The sequence below is a fragment of the Maribellus comscasis genome (assembly GCF_009762775.1).
GTDB classification, from domain to species: Bacteria; Bacteroidota; Bacteroidia; order Bacteroidales; family Prolixibacteraceae; genus Draconibacterium; species Draconibacterium comscasis.
On record NZ_CP046401.1, the window covers coordinates 621,543 to 645,610 of the forward strand.

General features: G+C 39.8%; 13 protein-coding genes. 2 read left to right on the plus strand and 11 right to left on the minus strand.

Going from position 1 to position 24,068, the window contains the following annotated elements:
- Window positions 1-5 precede the first annotated feature (5 nt).
- Window positions 6-1,214, plus strand: coding sequence for an SGNH/GDSL hydrolase family protein (locus GM418_RS02590; protein ID WP_158862848.1), 1,209 nt, complete (start codon window positions 6-8; stop codon window positions 1,212-1,214).
- Between the two features lie 370 nt (window positions 1,215-1,584).
- Window positions 1,585-2,493, plus strand: a complete 909-nt coding sequence (locus GM418_RS02595; RefSeq protein WP_158862850.1) for a sugar phosphate isomerase/epimerase family protein — start codon at window positions 1,585-1,587, stop codon at window positions 2,491-2,493.
- 71 nt (window positions 2,494-2,564) lie between these two features.
- Here the strand turns inward: GM418_RS02595 and GM418_RS02600 are convergent, their stop codons facing one another.
- From GM418_RS02600 to GM418_RS02650, 11 genes are all read right to left on the minus strand, one after another.
- Window positions 2,565-4,793, minus strand: a complete 2,229-nt coding sequence (locus GM418_RS02600) for a tetratricopeptide repeat protein (RefSeq protein WP_158862852.1) — start codon at window positions 4,791-4,793, stop codon at window positions 2,565-2,567.
- Between the two features lie 131 nt (window positions 4,794-4,924).
- On the minus strand, window positions 4,925-6,160 hold the full coding sequence (locus tag GM418_RS02605) for a sialidase family protein (RefSeq protein ID WP_158862854.1): 1,236 nt from the start codon (window positions 6,158-6,160) through the stop codon (window positions 4,925-4,927).
- A gap of 11 nt (window positions 6,161-6,171) precedes the next feature.
- Window positions 6,172-7,365 (minus strand): alginate lyase family protein, encoded by a 1,194-nt coding sequence (locus tag GM418_RS02610; protein WP_158862856.1) that lies wholly within the window; start codon window positions 7,363-7,365, stop codon window positions 6,172-6,174.
- A gap of 13 nt (window positions 7,366-7,378) precedes the next feature.
- The gene (locus tag GM418_RS02615) at window positions 7,379-9,310 is read right to left on the minus strand and encodes a heparinase II/III domain-containing protein (protein ID WP_158862858.1); all 1,932 of its coding nucleotides are present in this window, start codon (window positions 9,308-9,310) and stop codon (window positions 7,379-7,381) included.
- 38 nt (window positions 9,311-9,348) lie between these two features.
- Entirely contained in the window at window positions 9,349-12,885 is a 3,537-nt protein-coding gene (locus GM418_RS02620; protein ID WP_158862860.1) for an alpha-L-rhamnosidase-related protein, read from the minus strand.
- Window positions 12,886-12,984: 99 nt separating this feature from the next.
- The gene (locus GM418_RS02625) at window positions 12,985-14,376 is read right to left on the minus strand and encodes a BNR-4 repeat-containing protein (protein WP_158862862.1); all 1,392 of its coding nucleotides are present in this window, start codon (window positions 14,374-14,376) and stop codon (window positions 12,985-12,987) included.
- Window positions 14,377-14,387: 11 nt separating this feature from the next.
- Entirely contained in the window at window positions 14,388-16,469 is a 2,082-nt protein-coding gene (locus tag GM418_RS02630) for a polysaccharide lyase 8 family protein (RefSeq protein WP_158862864.1), read from the minus strand.
- A 13-nt stretch (window positions 16,470-16,482) separates the two neighbouring features.
- Window positions 16,483-18,492 (minus strand): alginate lyase family protein, encoded by a 2,010-nt coding sequence (locus tag GM418_RS02635; RefSeq protein WP_158862865.1) that lies wholly within the window; start codon window positions 18,490-18,492, stop codon window positions 16,483-16,485.
- Window positions 18,493-18,505: 13 nt separating this feature from the next.
- Window positions 18,506-19,900 (minus strand): BNR repeat-containing protein, encoded by a 1,395-nt coding sequence (locus GM418_RS02640; RefSeq protein ID WP_158862867.1) that lies wholly within the window; start codon window positions 19,898-19,900, stop codon window positions 18,506-18,508.
- A 57-nt stretch (window positions 19,901-19,957) separates the two neighbouring features.
- Entirely contained in the window at window positions 19,958-21,805 is a 1,848-nt protein-coding gene (locus GM418_RS02645; RefSeq protein WP_158862869.1) for a heparinase II/III domain-containing protein, read from the minus strand.
- A gap of 22 nt (window positions 21,806-21,827) precedes the next feature.
- Entirely contained in the window at window positions 21,828-24,050 is a 2,223-nt protein-coding gene (locus tag GM418_RS02650) for a polysaccharide lyase family 8 super-sandwich domain-containing protein (protein ID WP_158862871.1), read from the minus strand.
- Between the last annotated feature and the right edge of the window lie 18 nt (window positions 24,051-24,068).

Genomic DNA, 24,068 nt, shown 5'->3' on the forward strand with positions numbered 1-24,068 from the left:
ACAAAATGAAAAAAACAACCCGGATTACCTTGTATTTATTGAGCTTCCTGCTTATTACTTATACAACAAAAGCACAAACTAAATTAAGTTCTGAAAAATATCACATTCACCGCTCGGCATTAAAAAATTCGTATTTAAAATTTGCGAATGAAAAACACGGGCGTGTTGTTTTTCTGGGAGGTTCAATTACATATAATCCGGGTTGGCGAGATTCTGTTTGCCACTACCTCACACAAAAGTTTCCCGATACTGAATTTGATTTTATCAGTGCCGGAATTCCTTCGATGGGCTCTACTCCGGCGGCTTTTCGTTTTGAGCGCGATGTTTTGAAAAATGGCCCGGTGGATTTACTTTTTGAAGAAGCGTCAGTGAACGACGACACCAATCACAGAAAACCGGAGGAAATTACCCGCGGAATGGAAGGAATTGTTCGCCATGCATTAACGGCAAATCCTGCCTGCGATATTGTTTTTATGTATTTTGTCGATCCCGGGAAAATGGAACATTACCGCGCAGGAGAAATTCCCGAAGAAATCCAATTGCAGGATGCAGTGGCAAAATATTATGACATTTCAGCAATCAATCTGGCACAGGAAGTAACTGAACGAATTGATGCCGGTGAATTTGACTGGGAAAATGACTTCAAGAATCTGCACCCCTCGCCATTCGGACAGAACATTTATTTTCAGTCGATTAAAACATTTTTGGAAGACCAGTGGACAAATGATTTCCCAGGAGCAAAAATCACTGTTCCCGACATTCCGGAAGCGATTGATGAATATTCCTATTCAAATGGGAAACTGGTTGAACCCAATCCTAAAAAAGCATTTAAAGGTTGGACGATGATCGAAAACTGGCAGCCAAAAGATGGAAAAGGGACACGTGACAATTATGTTAATGTTCCGATGCTTGAAGGAACTTATCCCGGAAAAACCATAAAATTCCATTTTAAAGGAACGGCTGTTGGCATTGCAGTGGCCGCCGGACCAGATGCCGGGATTATTGAATACAGCGTTGATAATCATCCCTGGAAAAAGCAGGATTTGTTCACAGAATGGAGCAACTCGCTGCATTTGCCCTGGTACTTTACTTTGGAAAGCGAATTAAAAGACCGAAGTCACACGCTACAAATTAGAGTTTCAAAAGATAAAAATTCAGAAAGTTTGGGAAACGTTTGCAGGCTTCGGTATTTCTTTTTTAACGCTAAAGAATAGGAATTTTTCTTTTGAAGTTAAGTGCAAATTCTATTGTTTTTTACTTTTTAGGTATAAAAGATAATTCCTGACATTGAAATTGACAATTCGTTTTTGACTCTCCCTCTTCTCCCTCTCTTCCAGAAGAGAGGGACGATACCGAGTACTCGGTATCAGGGTGAGTTAATTTTAATAAAGCGTCACAATTCATTACGATAATATTATAATTTCCGGCATTGGGGAATTCAACTTAAAAGCATAAATTCTGGAAATAAGATAAAATCCTAGAAAATTTCCTTTCCAACCCCTGTAATATAAAAGGTTTGTATTATTTTTAAGCTTTTTATGAAATGAAAATTAATCAAACTAAAAAAACAACAAAAAGATGACATTGAAAAACAGAAGGGATTTCCTAAAAGTTTCGGCAGCAGGAACAGTTGGGTTGATGGCTTTAAGTCCGTTAGCTTGTACATCGGGAGCTGCAGCTGATAAAAAGAGTTTTGGTGTTGGATTACAACTTTATACCATTCGTGATGCAATGGCTGCAGATGTTCCAGGCTCATTAAAGAAAGTTTCGGATTTAGGTTATAAATATGTAGAACTTGCCAGTTATGCTGACGGCAAATTTTACGGCTACACTCCTGCTGAGTTCAAAAAAATGGTGAATGATCTGGGAATGGAAGCCAACAGCAGCCACACCGCAGTAGAATCGGCAGTAGTTACGGCCGACAGTGCAAAATTATTGGCCGACGCTCACGCCGAATTGGGTGTTAAATTCTGCGTTCAACCATGGATTAACGACGAAGACAGAAATATTGAAACCTACAAAAAAATGATTGCCGACTGGAATAATGTTGGAGAAATCATGAAAAATGTAGGAATTCAATTCGCATACCACAACCACAATTTCGAATTCAAAGAAATGGATGGAATGATTCCTTATTATGATCTTTTCCTGAAAGAAATGGATTCGGATCTGATTACCATGGAACTTGACTTGTACTGGGCAACAAAAGCAGGGCAGGATCCGGTAGAAATGTTCAAAAAATATCCGGGAAGATTCCAGTTGTGGCACTTCAAAGATATGTCGGAACAAAGCGCTCCTTTCTACGATGTAATTAAAGATGATATCACATCAGTAGGTTCCGGGTTGATTGATTTCGAAAGAATTTACGCAGCCAGAGAAACTGCCGGATTGAAAAATTTCTTTGTTGAAGACGATAATCAGGGAAATGGAAAACCGTTTGAAGGAATTGAAACCAGTGTCAATAACCTGACTACAAAAATTTTAGTATCGTAATTTATTCTGTACGAAATACAACAAAACCCGGGTTCCGGATGAATCCGGGTTTTGTTTAAATCTGACTCCTTCTAATTTTCAATAAAATATCGCAGTTGATCCAACATAATTGGCACATCTTCCTGATTTACGCCTTGGTCAACCAAGTGATGGTAGTCTTCTTCAAACACATCGAAAAACTCCTGTTCTGTAAAATCATTTTTCTCCACTGATTTTTTGTAGAAATCCAGTGCCTTTCTCCGGCTACCCAAACTCCACTGTACGTGCCCCATATTCATCAAATCGTGTTTGTTTGGCTCATCATCAATTAGTTTCTGAAAATATTTTTCAGCCTGCTGCTTTTTGCCACTCACAAACGAACACCAGCCTATTGGGCGCCACACCTTCTTATTTCCCGGTGACAAATATTCCACTTTAAAATAACATTTCAGCGCTTCTTCAAATTCGCCCAACTCAAGCAAACAATGTCCTATAGAAAGTTGAATGTTCAAATTCTCCGGATCGATTTTTTCCGCTTCGCGGTAATATTCAAGCGCACTTGCCGGCTGTTTTAAATTACGGTAACAAAGCGCAATCTTTTTATAATTCCACAATTTGTTTAGCTCGTACAACTCGGCTTTCTGATAATTGTCCAACGCCTTCCGGAACATTCCCATTTTCTGATAACAGAAAGCTATCTTTTGATAAATTTCACCACCTTTTTCAATGGTCAGCAAATAATTATAGATTTCTACTGCCTCGTCAAAATAATTTTTCCCAAAATAATATTCGGCAATATTTCGTAAAATTTTTACGTCTTCCTTCAGAATCTCGCCAATGGTTTCCGAGTTATGAAAGTCGAACCGCCAGCTAAAAATATCTTCAAAACCTTCTTTCCGTGGGTGGAGTTTATAAAAGCGGTACAAATCCTGAACATATTGATTGGAAATAAAACCGGCCTGTTTTCCCGGGGCAGTCATCTCTTCATCTTTCCCAATTTCGTTAAACTGATCCATTTCTGCTTTCATACCCTGCGCCATAAATTCACGGTTTTCAACAGGCAGATTCTGAATGCTAAAACAAAACGAATACTTGTCGGAGTTGCATAAAATTGGTGCACTATTAATGGTTTCAACAAATTTTCGGTTCAATTCGTCATCCAAATTAATGTCTTGTGAAATTTGCGGATTCTCACTAAAAAAAGGAATAAACCAGTTGCTTATCTCATTAAAAAACGGAAATAATTTCAACATCGAAAACGAACCGATAAACACATCCGCCCCTTCCATTTGAAGTTCAGAGAACTCTTCCATTTTGTCCATCAATCCGGGCGATTCTTTAAAAATCTCCTCCCACTCCGGATTTTTATCATCCGAAATACTGTCGTCCATCAAACTATCAAGATTAATTTTATCTTTCAGATTCGGACTTATTTTTATCATTTCAGGAATGATCTCATCCTTTATTTTTTGCTGAATTTTTTCCGTTTCCCTACTCCGGACCAACTGTAACACTGCCTGTTCCAGGTTTCTTTTAAATGAAGGATCTTCATTTAAAATTTTTAATCTCCCAACCAAAGCCGGATAATATTGCATGCGCGAATCGTAACGAAAAAAATTGATGAGCAAGGCAATTAGTGCCCGCTGACTAATTTCATTTTGTTCGGATTCATACAATTCAAAAAACAATTCGAATTTTTCAGGACTAAAATAACGCTGAAGACTGAGTAGAACAGAAGATATAACAAACGCTTTGTAGGATTCTGAAATCTGCTCATTGGAAAAAAACTTTCTTAAGAAATTGATTTCTTCATTTGAATATTCATCGCGAAACCAAAAATGATAAAACAACTGTACCATTTTCTGCTGATGATTTCTGGCATCAGCTTTTTCATCGCTTATTTTAATTTCGCCTTCTTCAATTAACGATTTCAGTTCTTTATCAACATAAAAATCTTCTAACGCAGAAAGCTCCTTTGAAAAATCATTGATATAATTTTCTTTAAAAACCCTTTTCTTCTCGTATTCCACCGACGAAGAAAATTTCATTTTCAATGCTTCATTCAACTTGTCTGCCAGTTCATAAACCGAAACAATCAGTTTCCTGTAAATTTTTTGCCTTTCCGGATCCTGAATCCCTTCAACCGTGTATTTCAGCATGTAATGGTAAGTTTCTTCCAACGTTCTGTATTCATCGGAAAACTGCACCAATCCATTTTCATGAATCAGTTTTCCCAATAAATCAAACGCCGGCTTCAACTTTCTTCCAGCAAGATTTTCACAAATTTCCAGGTATTTATATTTGAGTTCCTTTTCTTTCATTGTGCAACTGTTGTCATTCAAAATTAATGGAAAAAGCAATCAACAAAAATAAATCCATCGCAAAATATCGGTTGATTTGGCGGTTTATCTCTAATTTTAGTGACAAGTTGCCTCAATTTTCTTCAAGAAAATCAAATTTTGAACAATTTATTTGGCGAATTCCAACGAATACGGGCGACAAAAACACTACCGTCGCTACCATACTTTTCGCAACCTTCAGGCTGCATCCACTCGGAAACAGTTACCCAACTTTCATTTTCACTAACAGCGGTTACTCCAAAATTCCCTAACCGTGCACCACGTTCAGGGACTAATATTTGTTCTGTTTCGCGAATTACGCAGAGTTTTTCCGTATCTACTTGTGCCATAAACAGTGGTGCACGATGACGAAAAACATGATCATTGTCAGCTCCCCGTCTTGTGTATACCAAAAACAAAGCTTCGCTGTGGGTTACCCAGTGCTGTTGTGTATTATAACTCCCCAATTCACTTCCATCATCAAACACCCAGGGCTTTATTTTTCCAAAGTTTAAACCGTCGGTACTGGTTGTTACAAAACCCATTTTGTCATTTCGGATGGTTAGGAAATATTTTCCATTAAACCTTGTTACAGACGGCTCTCCCAAACCACGGGTTTCATCGTTTAATTCAAGTTCAGAACCGTGGTTGAGATATGTTAATGTTTCGCCATCAAAAATACATTTTGCAACTGCAACTCGTGAATTTTCCCCGGTTGGTTTAAAGGAAAAGGGGAGCAAAATATGTCCATCCTCGAGGTCGTACCTTTGTACACATCCGGCTCCTGAGTTATAAAATTTAGCCTCGTCAGGCATTTCCAACTTTCTCCATTGATTCCAATTTCCACTTTTTAAGTTGTAAACTGAATATGAGGTGTGCCTGGGTCGTGGATTTGTCACTTTCCAATCCCTTGTGTAAGCTACAGTATGCCCGGTTCCAAGAAGCGTTTTTGCTTTTGAATGCCAGCGGGGCCAAAAGTCGCTAACTGCGACCGGTCTTTGTTCCCCATCTATTTCTTCTACCTGCGGCGCCAGTGTTGTTAACAGTTTGGGTTCTGTCCAGGTCTCACCCATATTTAAACTTTCAAGTCCAAACATACCTTTAAATACATCACTTCCCGCTAAGTCAAGGCTATTCATGGTCATTATCACTTTCGGATCGTTACTGTTATTTGCATCAGGAATAATTCCTGCGCGGGGGTGAGTCCAACATTTTTCTCCATCATACAAGCGGGTTGCAGTCATAAGTTTTAAATGGAATAAGCTTTTTCCCGAAAACCTAAACGACGGTAAAAATACAGTTGAAACTCCTGCAACTATCGAGTTTTGTATAAACTTACGTCTTTTCAAACGACTTTTTTTTAGTTATTTTTAATTATCGGCTTATCCAAAAGCCAAATCAACGGATTACGAATGGGCAAATTGCGAATCACTTCCTGCGTTTTGGGATAGCCATCAAGCGTTTTCCACAAATCAATGTATTCCGGCTTATTATACGTTTTTCCTGCAAACAGTAAAAACGGATGCCGCACCGGCCATTCATTCCAATACATTACATCGTGTTTATAAGGCCATGCCGACTTGTCTTTCACATGAGGAAACATAAATTCTGCGCCCCTCTCCAATTTTTTCCCGTCGGAAGTTATAAATGTATATAAATTGTGATTTTCATCAGAAAGAATTTCGGCACAGGTATAAAATGCATCCAAATTAAAAAGCGAATATCCGTAGGGTTTTGTGCGTTCCAATTCCAATGGAAAAGAACCATCTTCCGCCATTTGGTTGGGAAGCAAAATATTCTCAAAACGATTCCGGCACATTTCCACGACTTCGTCATTTTCTACCAATCTGGCAAAAGCGGCCACCTGCATTACCCAGCAGGTGGCATGATTATTTTTTGTGTTCATCTCGTCAATGCCGTAGCGATGCGTTGTTAACCAATTTACAAATTCACTAAACCAGCTTTTTACTCCGGAAATTGTTTCGGCTGGCAGAGCTTTGTTTCCCTCCAGAATTTCAACGGAACGTGCCACTTCAATCAAATGAATGGCATCGATAATTCCAATTCCACGCCCTGTTACGCGGCCTTTTATTGCCTGAACATAAAGAAGACTTGGATTCATCCGGGTTTCAGCATTGACAAACCACGCCTCTAAATGTTTTTGTGTTGCCAAGGCAAATTTCTCGTCGCCGGTTAACAAATAAGCCGAAGTTTGCATTCCTACAATTTGACTCAAACGAATCATTGCCAGCCGGTGTGCCACAAAATTATCAGGATTGGTTTGCCCGTCTTTTCGAATATACGGACCATCCGGATTTTCAGGGTCGGGCCACCAATAATCACCTTCAGAATAAAAATCGTGCAGTCCTCCGGCACTTCGCTCACATTTTGACGCTGTCACAGTCACCGGCAAACTATCGATGTAAGAATTTGCTGTTTCAATGATATAATTTTGTTCTTTGTCTGAAACAAAGGGAACGGCTTTTTCCTTTGTACTGCAACTTATCAGTGCGAGAAAAAAAATTATGCCAGCTATCTTTGCAATAAATCTCATCACGTTTTAAATATTATTTTACTTCTGTCACCACAATCTCATCTTTCCCTTTTTCTTTTGGGTTATTTATTTTGAAAACAATCCGGTTAATTCCGTCCCAGTAACGTTTTAAACCTGCGTCTGTAATTTTTGTGGATTCAATTTCTGGTGTTACAACTTTCGGATTGTAACTCATTTCCAAAACAAATCCATCGCCTTTTAATCGCAGCTTTCCTTCGGTCCTTCTTTGAACGTCGCAATTGGTTACAAAATTCAAAGTTGTGGGCTGATCTTTTACTTCACTTAAAACATAATTATCGGCAATGGTAAATTTTTTGCCCCGGTCGAGTGTATAAGTTCTTACCCATTTATCAACCGCAGCGTCTTCAGGATAAGCTTTTGAAATATCGGTTGAGAACGTTGCCTTTTTAGAATTGGCGCTGAAGGTTGAATTTGTTGCGACAAAATTTCGTCCGTTCATTTGATCAACTCCATTAATTTTGGGAAGATTGTGGTATTGCGATTGCATTGTCCAGATTTCGTAACGCTTACTGCTAAATGTTTTTGCAGTGTAAGTTTCCCGACCAATATCCACCAAACAAGGTTTTCCATCAAAATACAAAACACAAGTCCCCAGATCGTTATGATTATGACTTTCAGCATTATGTCCGCCTTTGGCTGCAAAAAAGAAACCTTCGGTAGAACCTGCTTTATCGCGCGCGCCGGCCACTTGTGTTTCCGGCAACCAAAAATCGCTGATTAATGCATTTTCTGGGTCGGCATTTTTAATTTCATCCAAATGCATCAGCTGCATAATCTGTTCATCTACTTTACCTCCCGGAGGTTTTGTACCCCAATCCTGTTTTTCTGCCAGAAAAGCGCCAAACTTTTGCATCACCGGATCGCCGATGTCTTTTCCATAGCTGTAAATAATTTGAGGGCGGCCTCCCGTAGTTGCGTCAGCATCGGCAAAATTGATAAAATACGGATAGTTGATGTAAGCTTTGTAAATATAACTTCCCATATTTTTTATCAACTGGTTGTCAAACACATCAAATTTTCCATTGGTTGCCCTCTTTAACAAATCAAGGTTTTGATACAACGAAGCACCTGCCCTTCCCCAATACGACGGGCCTTCGTCGCAACCGCCATCTTTTGGATAAACATTTATAAACTGGTCGAGCGATTTTACCAATTTTTCAACTCCGGCAATTTTTTTTGACTGATCATCCTCCAGAATTAAAATTGCAGTTAGCATATTATGATTTGTCCAGGGATTCCAGTTGTTTACATCCCGACTTCCATCCAATCCCTGCCACCAAAAATCGTTACGTTCGTAATATGGAATTACTGCTTTTTTCATGATTTCATTTTTCAGACGTTTTGCAATCAAAGGATGAATTTCATCAAATTGATCTTTAAACAAAAACCAGGTCCATGAAAGAATATTTGCAATTTCGCCCACACCTAAATCGATAACAGGTTCGTCAACATCAGGTAAACCGTGGGGCGCTTTTTGGGCTGTTAAATGCGCCGACCATCCCCACCAGGTTTGCTCGCTGTAATACCAAACACCATTTACAATCTGGTCGATAAAACGCCCTTTGCCTTCGGTTAATTCGCCCATTACCAACGCAAGCAAAGCAGCACGTGGAGCTGCATAAACCTGTTGCCGACGATCGCCGGAGCGAATAATTTCCAGATAATCGGTTGCTTTTACCACCGGCCAATTATAATCGAGATAACTTTCGGCCTCTTTTATGTATTCACTTTTGATAGCTTCCGGCAAAGAATTCCAAAACGCACGTGATTCATAATCTGGAAAATCTAACCCCGAAAAATCTTTGATTAACGACGCTGCCAAATTAATTTCGGCGGCTTCCTTTTGTAACAAGTCCCGTTTTTCGGCTGAAAAAACTGTCGTTGAGAAAACGACTATGACCAGCAGAAGAAAAATTCGTTTCATGATAAATTATTTTTAGTTGGTTATTATTTCTTTGCCACTTAAAAGGTATTAATTCTGATTTCTATATCATTTTTCCCGGGACTCAACCGAATGCTTCCAAACGAAAGATTTACCGGTTCGCCATTTACGGTTACCACATCCTGCGGAGAAAAATCAAGAATAAATTCGCCAACCACATTGGCCGGCAGTTCAATATTGTATTTACGGAAACGCTGATTTACAAGCTGGTACTCACCTTTAATCTGTCCCTTTAATGTAGGTACTACAACAGAACTTGTTTTAAGACTACTCATTTGTGGCTGAATTACTGCCTCGCCATAGCCTGGCGTTTTGGGCCGAATCCCCCATAAATAACGTGGAACAATGTTCGCCGGTGCAGCTCCCCAGGCATGGTTCCAGTCGGAATTGGGTTTGTATCTCATGTCCCAGGCTTCCATTGCTATTGTTGAACCGACTTTAATCATGTTGTACCAGCTACGATCGTGGGTGGCGGTCATCAATTCCAGGGCGTAATCGCCGGCACCTCCATTGTAGAGGCCTTCCATTAAAAATTGTGCACCATATACACTGCAGCCCATCCCACGGGTTTTAATATAATCAACAACACTTTTTTTATAAGCGTCAGGAACAATACCAAAGGCTAATGGTAACATATTTGAATGGACAGCACCATGATCGGTCTCAATCCCATCCTTGTAATAACCACCTTCTTTGTTAAACAGATACTCGTTAACCGATTTTTTCACTCTTGCCGCACGCATCTCAAAGTCCAGCTGTTCATCCGTTTTGTTTAAAATGCGGGCAAATTCAGCCATAATTTTCATATTCTGGTAATAAAAACTATTGATAACCGTACTGATTGGCGTAAATACAAAACCGTCGCGTTCTCCCTGTGGCCAGTCTTTAGGAAGTTTCCATCCGGTGTCTTTTTGTGCGGGTGGCCAATCCACAATATCGCGAACACGCTGTGTTGTATCTGCAAAACCGAGTTTCGCCATAAATTCACCGTTTAAGTTTGGCGAGTGAGTGCTAATCAATCCGTGTTTATATTCCAGTTCCATTAAGGTTTTATATTTTAATGGCTCATAATATTTTTCGATAAGTTCAGTGTTTCCGGTGTACATATAATCCTGGTAAAACAAAAGCGCCACATGTAATTGCCATTCAGTAGGCCAGGTCGGATAATCCATAAAATATTCAATGGTTTTCCGGGCAATCGCATATTCATTGTCCACCGAGTAATGACTCAACTGATTTAAATAGGCGTCGGCTTCATAGGGAATTCGTTCACGGTCGCCATCCACATAATATCCTGCAAATGAGGTTGCTTTTTGCGAATATTTACACATTTCCCACACTTGATTAAGAATATCATCGGAGCTTGAAAATGAACTCGCACTGTAATCAAAATAGTTAAAATATGCAATCTGAGTTAAATCATCTGCTTCAAGGGTACCGGCACACTCCACCTCAGCATAGCGGAAAGGCGTAATAACCGGAAATGAATCGGGCAATGCAACAGCCATCGACTTTGTGTTACGTTCATCAGGAATGAGATTGATCTGATATTCGGTTTTTTCGGGCGACACATCTAATTTCAATTCTGTAAAACGAATGGTTCCTCCGGGATTCTGATCAATTTTTCCGTCGAGTAATTTTTCGCCTAAACGGATAATAATTGTTTCTTTTTGTTTCGTTGAATAGCTAATGCGAAGCGTTCCGAAAGCATCTTTCCCAAAATCGGCAAAATAACTGCCCTCAGGGTTCTTTTTGAATGTAACTGGTTTTATTTTTTCAATTTGAAACCAATTTCCTGAAGTAACTTTATCGCCAAAAGTGCCTGTAGTGAATTGTTGTGGTTCTGAGTATTCAGACAGCCGGTTATCTTTATCAAAAACCCGGACTTTCCAGAAATAGGTCGTATTTTGTTTGAGAGGCTCACTCCCCAGTTCAATATCAGTCGACTTGTTGCTTCTGACATTTCCGCTGTCCCAAATATCACCAATATTATTGTCAATATTCTTTTTACTTGAGGCCACCAAAACCTGATATGCCTTTTGAATAACTGCTTCCCCGGGCACAATCCAGCTAAATTCGGGCTTGCTGTCTATAATTTTTGTATAACGAGGCTCACGAATGTATTCAACTGTTAAACCTGACGGCACTCCGGAATAAGGATCTGCATATCTTTTCGCGAGTTCATCATTTTTCTCACGAAATTCCCGGAGCACTTTTTTAAATTTACTGTTACCGGCAAGATTGTTTATTTCTTTTGGATCATCTTTTAAATTGTACAATTCTTCCACAGACCTATCATTAATATATCGCATATATTTCCATTCGGCTGTGCGCACACCTTCACTTGGTGGAATATTCTCAAACTCCCAAAGGTGTTCAATTAAAACAGTATCGCGATTGATTGATTTTTCTTTACCGGAAACAACCGGTACCAGGCTTTTTCCCTGATACGCTTCCGGAATTTCGACGCCTGCCAAATCCAGAATCGTTGCCGGGATATCAATATTTAACGCCATATCGCTTATATCTTTATGTTTATTTTCCCGAGGGTCGTAAATAATGAGCGGAACCCGAATGGAATTATCGTACATCAACCATTTGCCGGCCAGTTGGCGTTCACCTAAAAACTGTCCATTGTCGCCCATTAAAATGATAACCGTATTTTTGTCCTGCCCCGTCTCTTTTAATTTCTGTCTTATTTTGGCAATTTCCAGGTCGATGCCATAAATCATACGATAATATCCTTTTACACTGTGCTGGTATTTTTCCGGAGTATCATAACGCCATGTCCAGCGCAACCGGTTAAAACCTTCGCGAACATGTAACGGCAAAGAATTAAAATACTTATCATCGGAAATATCAGCTTCCGGCATTTCCATCCCCTGATACAATTTATCCGGTTCTTCCTGCCAAAAATACTGCAAAGGTGCCCCGTCGTGGGCGTGAGGTGCACTAAAACTTAAGGATAAACAAAAGGGCTTTCCAGCAGGAACATCGTCAATAAAATCCAGTGCCTTTTGCCCGGTATATCTTGTTAAATGAACGGTGTCGCCATCCAAGGTTTTATAATAATATCCCCGGTAATCATTAAACTGATTATTGCGGTCATAGTCTTCTATCACATCAAATTGTTCTTCTTTGCCGGGAAAATTCACGCCGTATTTACCATAAAATCCGGTGTAATATCCGGCATCTTTTAATAGCCTGGGGTAAGCAGTTTCCATATATTCAGAACGAATAGCACCTGTTTGAAATGTATACTTGTGAGTGCGTTCGTGTAAACCTGTAAAAATGCTGGAACGACTGGCGGAACAAATTGGTGTTGTTACAATAGCATGCTGAAAATAAATACCGGTCGCAGCCAGTTTATCCATTTCAGGAGTTTGTATGACAGCATTCCCTGCGTATCTCAATGCACTCCAGCGCTGATCGTCAGTTAGGATAAAAATGATATTGGGCTTCTGTGTATCTGTTTTTGCCTTTTCAATGGCTTTTGATAAAACACTATTCAACAACAAAAAATGGAAAAGAAAAAGCATCGTCAGTTTTAGTTTCATTGTAAAATTTTTAAAGTTCTGATTTTTTAAAAGTAAACACTTAAACTCCATCTCACATCCTGCTGAATACTGCACGAAAACGGCATAGTAGTTTATATGCTACTTTATCTTTTCAGGTTTTTCTTTCGATTTTTTCATTTCATACGGCAACTTCCATATATTTCCATCAAAGTCGCCAAAATATAACTCCGATTTACTGAATTGATGAGAATCACCATCGGCCCAGAAAAAACAGAATGGTGATTTGTGACTCACCGGCCGACGAACATAAGAGTGGCTCAATTTGCTGTTTTTTGTAAGCATTTTTTTCCGTTTCCAATTCTCGCCTTTATTTTTTGAACTCCAAACGGCCAGTTCTCCGCCAACGCCCCATTTCTGCGGTCCGGGTTGGGTTGGCCCAACTATTTTCCATTCCTTTTCTGAAAGATACAAACTCCCCATGTCGTAATTGTGATCAGAAGTTGTTATCATAAATGTTTGCCATTTCACACCATCCCATTTGCTAATGCACCACTCGTAAGGCGCACTTTTCGGACCAGGTTCATGGCCGTTGCTTCGAATATATAAACAAACCGGATTTCCATTCTTATCAAAGTCCATGTCTTTCATATAAACATTTTTGCCCTGTTCGCTGTAATTTACAACACGGGCCGGTGTATCCATTTTTAGCAACGGAAGTTCCAGTTCGCCACCAAGCACATCATTCCATGTTTTTCCAAAATCGAAAGATTCAACATAATACAAATCGCTTCTTTTATCTACATTTCCATTGGGATGCCGGTTAAAAAATGTTCCTACTTTTTTGCCTTCAAAACAAGCACTGGTTTGATAATGGCCCGATTTTTCACCTTCGTTTACCGGAATTGCAGCCAGTAATTTGTCGTCGGTCCAGTGAATACCATCTGTACTTGTTTCGAAATAAAGCTGACGAACTCCGGTGTATTTTGTAAAAAAATGAAAAAATCCAAACTGCGTTTCCCAAGGTTGCGGATAGGTCATTTCTTCTTCTGTAATTTGTTCGAAATCATTGATATCAAACGGCTTTCTGCTTTTATATTTAAATCCCGGGCGGGTTTGTCCACGCCCACTTACAAATACCCAAATGTAACCTTCGTCGTCAATCAGTAACGAAGGATTATCATGCGGGTCGTCCACACCTTGTTTGTCGTACACTACCGTCGGTTTTGAAACCATTCCCGATTTGTGGTCGTACTCGCCAATCATACAAAGCAGGTGTCGTTCATCGGCGTTCGTTGTTCCTCCATATACAAAAAAAGTCTTATCCACTTCCTTTGCATAAATTGCCAGAGGAACATGCTTGGCGGTGTAAGTTCCCAACGCGCCGGAATACTTGTCGCCGTATTCATATTTCTGGTTGAGTTCGAACCAAATAGCACGGTAGCCGTTGAACTTTTGGTTGGTTAAGATTTGTGCTTTTCCGGCACTCCCGATAGTTACCAATGCGACTAATAACAGTATAAATTCCTTCATATCTTTTCTTTCTATCGAATTTTCAATATCAAATTCATTGTTTTTCCGGCTTCCTCGTTTTCAGGAAGGTCTATTTTTATTTTCGACTTGCCATTTTCTACTACCGTATTTTCACCTAAAAATTTACCATTCAATGTCACGGTTATTTTACTTAAAAGCTGTGTAGGCTCTGCCACAAAAAGCCTGATTTCATCCATTTGCTTTTTTAACATTATCAAACAAGGCGCATCCACTTCTATACCTCCCATATGTTCTGATTTGCCGGCTTCATAAAATACAATTCCGGCTATCTTTTCATCTTTTGAAACAACTTCCTGTAAATTCTTTTTATTATGAAATTTGAAAGGAAAATCAGCATCCAAAGCTTTCATTTTTGCAACTGTTGCATTCGGAACCAAAACATATTGGTACTTTTCATTTTGAGGATTTGCACCGTGTTCCAGCCACAATCTGAAGATTTTTGCATAAGTAGTTTTTGGGGTATATCGACTGGCAACCCGGTTCCACGATCCTTTTTCTGTTTTCGCTGTCAGTTTTACTTTTGAACCTTCAGGAAAATAATATCCACTTTTTTCGTGAAGTATCCATTTATAAATTTCGTCGCTACCCGATTTCGTTGCAGACTCAATTTCACCGTTATAATAAACCTGATTGACTCCGGTGGTAACAGGCAAACCTTCGGAAGAACTAATTCCTGCCCCCAAATAAATAATCACATCGTCAAACATAAACCATGATTTCTTCGCAGTCAACCCATTACGTTTATAATCCATAGCAGCAATTCCATCCTTTCCGTCAGAAACTCCACCGACAAAGTTACTTTCAAGCCGGTAACCTCGGGCCGTTAACACCGGTAATGTATCATTATCCTGATGGGCTGTAACTCCGGGTATTTTTTTCCAATCCAGAAATGGAAAGATATTACGATATTCTTCCCCGGTTTGATATAAAAACGTAGCCCCGTCGCCCATATAATATCCCTGTAAATTTTCGGAATTACACGATTCTGCGCCAATCACCCGTTCCGAACACATTTTAACAGAAAAATAGGATTCAGGAGTTCGCTTCACTTGAAAATCGGAACGCCAGAAATGTTTATTTCCGGAAAGCATTTTGTAATCGTTGCCCTTTTGATATTTTTCTGCATTGGCAGGATCGAGGCTTTCCATTTTTGAAAAAAAAGAGGAAAGACTTGCTGCTTTTTGTTCAGGGGAATCGACAAATAACTGGCGACCACATGCGCTAATATCCATCTGATTTTTCCAGCTTACCCATTGTTGCCCATCGAGCAAATAGTTTCGCAAAATTTCAACTTTGTTTTCGTCAAACTGAAAAGATGTTTTCCTCAAAACTGAAATCCATTTTATCATATCATTTACATACGATAAGCCGTAATTCCCAAATTGCAATTGCGGGCCATGCTGATGATAGGACCAATCAGGTTGAACTCCTTCTCCCGTGCTAACCACAAGTTCTTCTTTTATGGATTCAGCCGCCTTTTTTATTGTTTCTGTATCCTTCAGCAGCAACGATTTCAATAAAACGTTTCCGGAAAGCCAAACTTTATTTTGTCCTGTCATTCCAATTTCTGCACGATCCAATATTTTTATTCCCAGCTGTTTTTGCTCTGCAGAGAGTTCAACTTCCATTAAAATCATCAAGGGCGCTAAAACCATTGGAACACCAATTTCGGGGTACCACCAGTTTGGACAGATAAAATCGTTTTTGAACCAAAAATTTAATCCCGAGTGAATTTTTTGTGAAAGCTCTTTGTTCTGATACAACCGGGAACCTTCAGTTTGATAGGCCGTTGCCATTTCCAGCAAACGCGAAATATGACTCCGTGGTTCCCAGGCACCGCGTTGCTGACTGGTATAGTCGATATTTTCCCAGGAACCTTTTGCAGTGAGAGAACTCATCAAAACCGTAACTTCCTCTTCATCGACGGGCTCAACCATAATATTTGCCCACACATTTTCATGAAGTTGCCTGAGTTCCAACGGATACGCTGTTTGACTTTGAGCGGTCGTTTTTCCCAAAGAAATAAATATCAAAAAGACAGAAACTACTGAAACAAAAAATTTCTTATTCATTTTAAATCAATGTTTACAACGGAATAGTTACAAACCATTCATCATTTTTGCTGTTAAAAACCCTCAGTTTCATTTCATCATTTGTTTCAGAAATGATTTCAGCTTTTATATCATTGGCTACATTTTCTGATGGAAATAAAACCCAGATAAACTTGCTGTCGCCTTCGATCCGTGTTGAATAAATTGATGCGGTGTTCGATTCATAAGTATTGTACTCCTCGCTGTACCAACCCTGAATTTCAGGCTCTTCCCGTCCGTTTACAAATGAAATATTCCACTCCTGCTCTCCTACAGGAACAATTCGCAGGTTTCCTCTTTCGTTGTCGGTAAAAACATTTTCACCTTCAACCTTTACATTGCAGTTTGGATGCCAGTGCCAGAGAGCTTCAATCTCTCTGGGACGATCGGTTTCAATTTCATCAATAACCACCCACATGTCTCCTCGCACATAAAACAAGCGCCGTGTGTGTTTACACTCTCCTTGCAAATCAATAAAATCATCAAATGAACCAATCGCGTAATCGTAATCATCGGTAATTCTGTAATACTTTTCTGTCAAAGGCTCTTCGGCTAAACGTGGCCCGGGCGCCTGTCCTTTTCCATCAATCATAATAACGTTGTGACTTTGACTCCCCTGTGCATATTTCCTGAATTTGTCGGCCACTGCACCACGGTAGGCAAATCGTCCTCCGTCAACAAGTAAATCCCGGCCAAAAGCAGCTACGGAAATGTGCAACTTATCGTTATGTTGATGCCCACTTCCCCAAGGACCAACGTCAAAAAATGACCATTGAGCGTCAGCATCAAAACCACTTCGTGAAATTAAATGCCCTGCCCAGGGAAAAAAGTATGATGGCCCGTCTTTTGGCAGGGTTCCTTCTTTTCCGTTGGTAGCGATGTATTTCCAATCGGGTCTATTGGATTTTTCTGCCGCATGAAGAATCAAGTCCCGGTCACTGCCACGGTCACCGTCGTTGTTTAAAATTCGGTCGCCATCGGGGCGAACAGCGTGTGCAATATAATAATACATGTCCCCGATAGTTTGAACAAAAAACTCAGGCAACTCGCGGTTTGCATGTTCACATATTTCCTCGAAGAGCTCAAAATTCCGCATCGCTACATTATGGTAATGCGATGTAAGTTCCGTTTGCACTCCATCTTTGTATACTTGTCCCTTCATACTCTCAGAAATGGTTACAATCGCATAATCCAACCATTCATCTGATTTTTTAAACTCAGGAAAATTAGTCGCAGCCGTTGCCAATGCAGAAATTTCCATAGTGAGCCAGTTATTTTGGGCATGAAAATTTCGGTTGTAATGCGCATGGTCGGGTAAACTACTTAACATTAACAATTGGGTTGCAGGCGATAGATAATTACTGTTAATCATTCCGTAAAAAATACGCGACCATACTTTTACGCGTGCGGCTACCTCTAATCCACGCCAAACTGATGTACTGCTTTTTTTCTCCGGGTAGGGCCAGCTCCCGATAATAAAATCACGCAAAAACAAGTCGATATAGTTTGCATATTCAGGATTTCCGGTTTTGAAATAAGCCAAAAAAACTTCGCTAATCTGACTGTGACGATTGGATAACCATGCCCATTCTTCATCTGTATTTGGCCCTTTGAAATACCAGTCGCGATGACCATCTTCCAGATACGGAACTACACCTTTCACATTCTGAATGGTAAACACATTTTTTAAAATCGTATCGGCAGAAGCAACCGTTCCTGTTCCCGGCACCGGCTGTTCACGTCGCAAATATTCAGCTGCATTTCCGTTTTTGTAGTATTCCAGGAGCTCGGCACAAGCTTTTTCAATATTACCTTTCTGATAGGCTTTCCTCACTTTTTCCAAACCTGGGTAATCCAGATTAAAATCATCAAGCATTTTTTTCATTTGCTCAGGGTAGGTGCTACAAACATCCTCCACACTTTTTATATCCTTCCAATTTTTTTGAGCAAAAAGATTTCCCCAAAAGATAAAAGCTGCTACAACAAACAGTAAATATTTTTTCATTTTATAATATTGTTTATTTCGCTTTCTTCACTTTATACAAATAAAGCTGACCTGGCTCGGGCCATGGCTTTTCACGTGGCCGATCGCGGTTTCGATCCAATGTTTCCCATTTCAGCATGTATCTGATATCTTCACTGGAATCGCCAATATCACCGGTTGTTTGAATTTGCAATCCGGGAAAATTTCCTTCAATCTCCAACTGTGTATAAAATGGTTCAGGCTTTAAAACTTTGCCAATACTTTCAAATTTATCGTTTAAAAGAATAGTGCCATTCCCGTATCTGATATGCCAGAAGTCCACCTCATAATATCCGTCGTCACGTTTCTTAAATCCCTTCAAACGCACTTCGCTGTTAATGCTTCCGTTACCCGAGAATTCCCAACGATAGTCCCAGTTTGTAATTTGTTTATAAATCCACTTTTTATTTACAAGGTGCGCGGAATAAAACTGCAAATTCCCATCTTCGTCATATTTATGATAAACAAAAACAGGTCTGTTCTCATCGTCCAAACAAAGTTTTGCGGCCAAATTAATTATTCCACCTTGTACAGGAATCGGGTCAACAATTAACGATTTTTGGTCGAGCGTTGCCGGCATTTTTATTTGCTCTCCATAAGCATTATACCAGTTTTTCAGATCCGGGCTTTTCATATATGAAAGATCATGATTTGTAGAACAATCAGGTGTGTCACGCCAAACCCAGTATACATGGTACCAACCGTCTTTCATCACTGTTGGCTGTGTTTGATAAGCATTCATCAAACCCTGTCCGTCAGTGAGCGGCGTGTCCAACAGTCTTTGCCAGGTCTTTGTCTCGCAGCTATAAATGTTGTAAATCTCGTTTCCGTTTCCACTTCCTCCATCACGGTAATGAAAAAGCAATTCGCCTTCTTTAGTAAGCATAAAATGTGGGTAGGTGCATCTTTTTTCTTCCCTTCCCACCATTTCAAAAACCTGTTGAAGCGTTGATATATCGTTTGGTTTTTGACTTCGGAAATAAGTAATCGGATTTACATGCATATTCCCTGAAAGGTGAATATATCCTTCTTTGTCGATACCCAAAGTAAGGGAATTGTGACTATCCCATCCTAAAACAGTACTGGTTCCGCCAGCAGTTTCACGCGATGTTGCCGGTAAAACATGGAGTTCAAATTTTTTGTCATTAAGTTTTCTTTGGCCGACAACTGTTCGCCGTTCGGCGTTATAATATGCAATATACTGCCGGTTACCGTGTGTGTATAAACAAAAACCCACCGGATGACCAGCCCATACTTTATCAATCTCAATTATCTGTTCAATTGATTCCGTCTCTCCACTTTCATCTATAACTGTCCCGTTTATGGCAGTTTGTGAAATACCAGCTAACGAAATCAAAGCAAAAGCAAAAAAGCAAAGAATATGTTTCATAAATATCGGTTTAAACAAAAATTATTCAATAGTAGATACAATTAAAATGTCCGATGTTTACCACTCCGTTAGTGTTTTATCTCCAAAATCTGCCGTATCAGAGGCCTCTTCCGGAACCAATAACACTTCAAATGTTTCTTTTGAATTTGCAGGTAAATCAACTTCAAAACCAACCATTGTTGTCCCCGGATTTTGGGCATCGTAGTCATTTGTCGGAGCGGTACTCCAGGTTTTCATCTTTAAATTTTCCGGTCCTTTTATTTTTAGGAATAACTTTTTGCCATCTTTTGATAAAGTAGCTGAATGAGAGCCCAATTCAACATCGGCGGGTGTTACCAGATTCCACCTCACTTTGATTTGTTTATCGGGAGTTTCGAGTTCATCGCGAATAACAACAAAACTTTCTTCCTTTATTCCAACTCCCCGAACTGCTTTTTTTAGTTGCCCCTTGTACAAAGTTGTAATATCAGAAATGGCATACATAAAATCACCGGCATCCGAATAATTATCGATTTTTGCATAACCATCCACCCGTTGTAATTCGTCGTTTACGATAAGCGTACTATGCGCGAAATTATTTAACCTGAAAATGGTCCATCTTTCTGCATCCTGGGTGCGTCCGAAAATCGACATTCCCTTTGATTCCAAAGATTCATAATTTTGCGAACCAAAATCCATAACCCAACGCACACCGTTTGCTTCCATAACAAAAGAACCAATATCCATGTGCCCGTGGTTTACAGACGGAGAACCGGCTTTAAAACCGAGATAAACGGCATTCGGGTCTGTCCAGGAGCTACGCATTAAACATATCGGATTTTTCCCCTGTCCCATCCAAACTTTTTCGTTGGGGTGGCTTATTTTATCCAGAGGAATATCTTTCCCCCAAATCATAATAGCCGGCAAAAGACGGTCGCGTGTAAACTGCGAATAGTCGTTCGTTTCCAGAAATTGTTTTTCCATCCAGAGCAAAGAGGGATCATTATTTCTTTCGGCAAACCAAAACATGGCAGGTTTCAAACTTCCGCCTGAACCACAGTCGCCCCAATTATAGCAGCCACCAGAGGGCAACAGCATGTGCTCTAAAAAACCTCCGGTTTCAAGAAACCCCGGCGATTCTGATAATCCACGATCAGTACCCAGCGCTTTTTCAACAACGCTTAAAAACATCACGTTAAATGATGTTCCGTAGCCCCAATATCCATATCCCTCGGGATATGCCCCATCAGGTTGGTAACCTTCCATTGCTTTCGGAATGGTTTCAAATGCCCGATCAATCACTTTTTGAGCAAGTTCGGGATAATCCTCCTGAATGGCCAAAGCTCCGTATGTCATTCCTGCATTGCACACCTGGTTCCAATTATGTTCCGCATTCAAAAACCAATTGTAATCTTCATTAAAAGAAGGTTCAATCCCTTTTTCCACAATCGCCTTTTTAATTATTTCTTTTGATTCTTCCGAAAGTTCATCAAAAAGCCAATCGTAACCTATAGCCAGTGCCATTGTCATTTCTCCCACATCAAGAAAATGAGATGGATTCCAGTCGGAAAAACCGGCAGCTTTTACCATTTCTTTTTCTGCACGTTTGGCAAAACGATCGTCACCCGTCATCCGGTAAGCATAAGAAAGATAAAATACCCGGCGCAAATATTCTCTTGAGGTTCCAAGTAACCTTCTTCCGATTTTTATTCGTTCATGTAACTCGGATTGAAGAATATTTTCACTTTCACCAATGATTGCTTCATGAACCTTTCCCCAGGTTTCACTGGATTCTATCTGGTTTTGAATACTTTTTTCCTCGCCATCCAGTAACAATATCCCGGGATGTCCTGACTTTTCCTGACAGGAAATTAAAAAAGCAATAAAAAAAATAAATACTGACCATGTTAACAATTGATTTTTCATTGGTTGTGGTTTTAAATCATCCTTATAATTTAATTGAAACACTGGCTCCCCGATAATTCTTTCGGGGCAAACGAATGGTAATGTTCGTTAAATTTTCTTTTGCATTCCACGTAGCATCCAAATATTCTCCCGGATTTGTAATTTTTTGTGAAATCGACAGGTGGTAATTATCCAATTCCCTATTCGGATCAGCAACTGTTATTTTGGAGACTTTATCTCCTTCCATTTTTAACATCACAATTCCCGGATGTTCGCTCACCAGTTTAAGATTATTTGAAATCTCAAGTTCGCCGGCTTTGTAAAACACGACCTGGCAGATTTGTGATTCTTTATTCTTTACCGCCTGTATTTCAGCGGTATTGACAAGAATTTCAATATTATTCTTTGAAACATTCCTTTCAAGTTTTCCGATTGTTGTTGCGGGTACAATGATATATTCGTAAGTTTTGTTGCTTGGTCTTTTCCCATGGTCGAGCCAAACGCTAAAAACATCCAAACTCATTTGGTCTTTTGGCGAATCGGATTGTTTGTTGATTTTCCACCACGAGCCGGTTGCAGCTTCGTTTTCGATATTTACAATTGCTGGGTTAGGAAAAACATAACCCACTCCATCCTGAAATATCCAATCTACATTCTCGAATTTATTCTTCCCACGTTCAACTACGGAAGAAATATCGTTTGCCGAAACAGTTACATCATCCCTAAGTAAACACTGATTTAAAGTTGTAAATACGGGGAAATCGTTATTCCTGCACGAAATTCCGGTTCCCAAACAAACATATTCATTATCAAAAAAGAACCATGCTTTTCGGGCAATTAATGGATCATGCGGGCTTTTAAAATCAAAAGCAGCAGCGCCGTATATTCCATCGGTTACGGCTCCCACAAAATCAGTTTCACCCAATTTCTGAATTTCATTTTCTGAAGGAAATTCCGGCTTTTGCATCACTGTTGTTCCCGGAATTTTCAAATAATCGTAAACCGGCCAGATATCAAAATATTCGTCGCCGGTAAGTGATACATGATTGACACCATCGCCACGATGATGATTGAGCAGTCCCTCACTGTTGTATGGCCACTCCATGTTGTAAACTCGTGTAGAGTACATTCTTACGGATGTAAACCAGTCGGGCCGCTGAAATGAAAAATGCTCGGAATCCCAAAAAAAAGTTGCATGAGAAAGTGTTGTTTTTATTCCTTTATTTCGGATGTCAACAATTTCCTGTAACTCTTTCTTACGATAATCAGTGGTTTTTAATAAGTTTTCTGCAGTTGTTGCGCTGTATGGTTTCAACGTTCCTTCTCTGCTGATACTTCTGTTTTTTGCTCCGGGGTCCGGGTATTTTCCAAACACACAAGTTTTACAAATTCCATCGAGGAAATAGTTTATCAGTTCTTCCAGTTTTTCTTCAGAAAAAGCATATTTCGTTCCGTTTGTATAAACCGCCCATTCAACAAAAGCATCGGCATAACCCAATCCGTATGAGAGTGTGTTATTTACTCCGTCTGTGCGGTGATGAAAACTATTGTCATACTGAATTCCACGACCTTCAGCCGACCGATTATCAAAGCCACCAACTATCCTCCGAAAGCCAAAACCGTAGTCGTTTCCAATCCACTCAACATGTTTTATTTCGCCTTCAATCACTTTAATAACTTCATCAAACTTTTCTCTATTTCCCAGGAAAAGCATATTCTTTGCTTCAATTCCTGCTATCTTAATACGGTCTCCTCCCGGGCGGGCGCCTCCGGCACTAATATTCGCTCTTCCGATTATTGGCTGAGCCTTTTTTACCAGTTCCTCCGGGAGTTCGTCTCCTGCCAACACCATAAGTGTAACAAGATTATTGGGCGTACCAATCTGGTTGTGCCACCAGTTGTCGCATATATAGTCGTTATCAACCCAAGTTTTTAATGCTGCAGAAATGGTTGATTTTACTTCTCCACTTTTGTAATATTTTGAATCTTTTTTTTGGTAAGCTCTTGCCAATGTCACCATATTCCCGCTATGATTTCTGTGTTCAAAACCTGTTCTGGAAACATCTTCATAGTTGATACCCGGCCACTTTCCATCGCTGGTAAAAGTGCGAAGCAACGAAGCAATCTCCGCATCATCAACATCCGGGTTCTCAAGTGTTTCAAAAACACGCTTTTCGATAGTGTCTAAATCAGAGTCAGCGGAAACGCTCGTTTTAACCGAAAAAATAAAAAGGGCTATAATTAATACAGGCAATATGTTTTTCATTCTTGTTGATTTAAGTTA

Excerpts from the sequence above, each read along its gene's own strand:
- GM418_RS02590 (WP_158862848.1), top strand. The coding sequence starts at position 6 with ATGAAAAAAACAACCCGGATTACCTTGTATTTATTGAGCTTCCTGCTT.
- GM418_RS02600 (WP_158862852.1), bottom strand. The coding sequence starts at position 4,793 with ATGAAAGAAAAGGAACTCAAATATAAATACCTGGAAATTTGTGAAAAT.
- GM418_RS02610 (WP_158862856.1), bottom strand. The coding sequence starts at position 7,365 with ATGAGATTTATTGCAAAGATAGCTGGCATAATTTTTTTTCTCGCACTG.
- GM418_RS02615 (WP_158862858.1), bottom strand. The coding sequence starts at position 9,310 with ATGAAACGAATTTTTCTTCTGCTGGTCATAGTCGTTTTCTCAACGACA.
- GM418_RS02620 (WP_158862860.1), bottom strand. The coding sequence starts at position 12,885 with ATGAAACTAAAACTGACGATGCTTTTTCTTTTCCATTTTTTGTTGTTG.
- GM418_RS02625 (WP_158862862.1), bottom strand. The coding sequence starts at position 14,376 with ATGAAGGAATTTATACTGTTATTAGTCGCATTGGTAACTATCGGGAGT.
- GM418_RS02630 (WP_158862864.1), bottom strand. The coding sequence starts at position 16,469 with ATGAATAAGAAATTTTTTGTTTCAGTAGTTTCTGTCTTTTTGATATTT.
- GM418_RS02635 (WP_158862865.1), bottom strand. The coding sequence starts at position 18,492 with ATGAAAAAATATTTACTGTTTGTTGTAGCAGCTTTTATCTTTTGGGGA.
- GM418_RS02640 (WP_158862867.1), bottom strand. The coding sequence starts at position 19,900 with ATGAAACATATTCTTTGCTTTTTTGCTTTTGCTTTGATTTCGTTAGCT.
- GM418_RS02645 (WP_158862869.1), bottom strand. The coding sequence starts at position 21,805 with ATGAAAAATCAATTGTTAACATGGTCAGTATTTATTTTTTTTATTGCT.
- GM418_RS02650 (WP_158862871.1), bottom strand. The coding sequence starts at position 24,050 with ATGAAAAACATATTGCCTGTATTAATTATAGCCCTTTTTATTTTTTCG.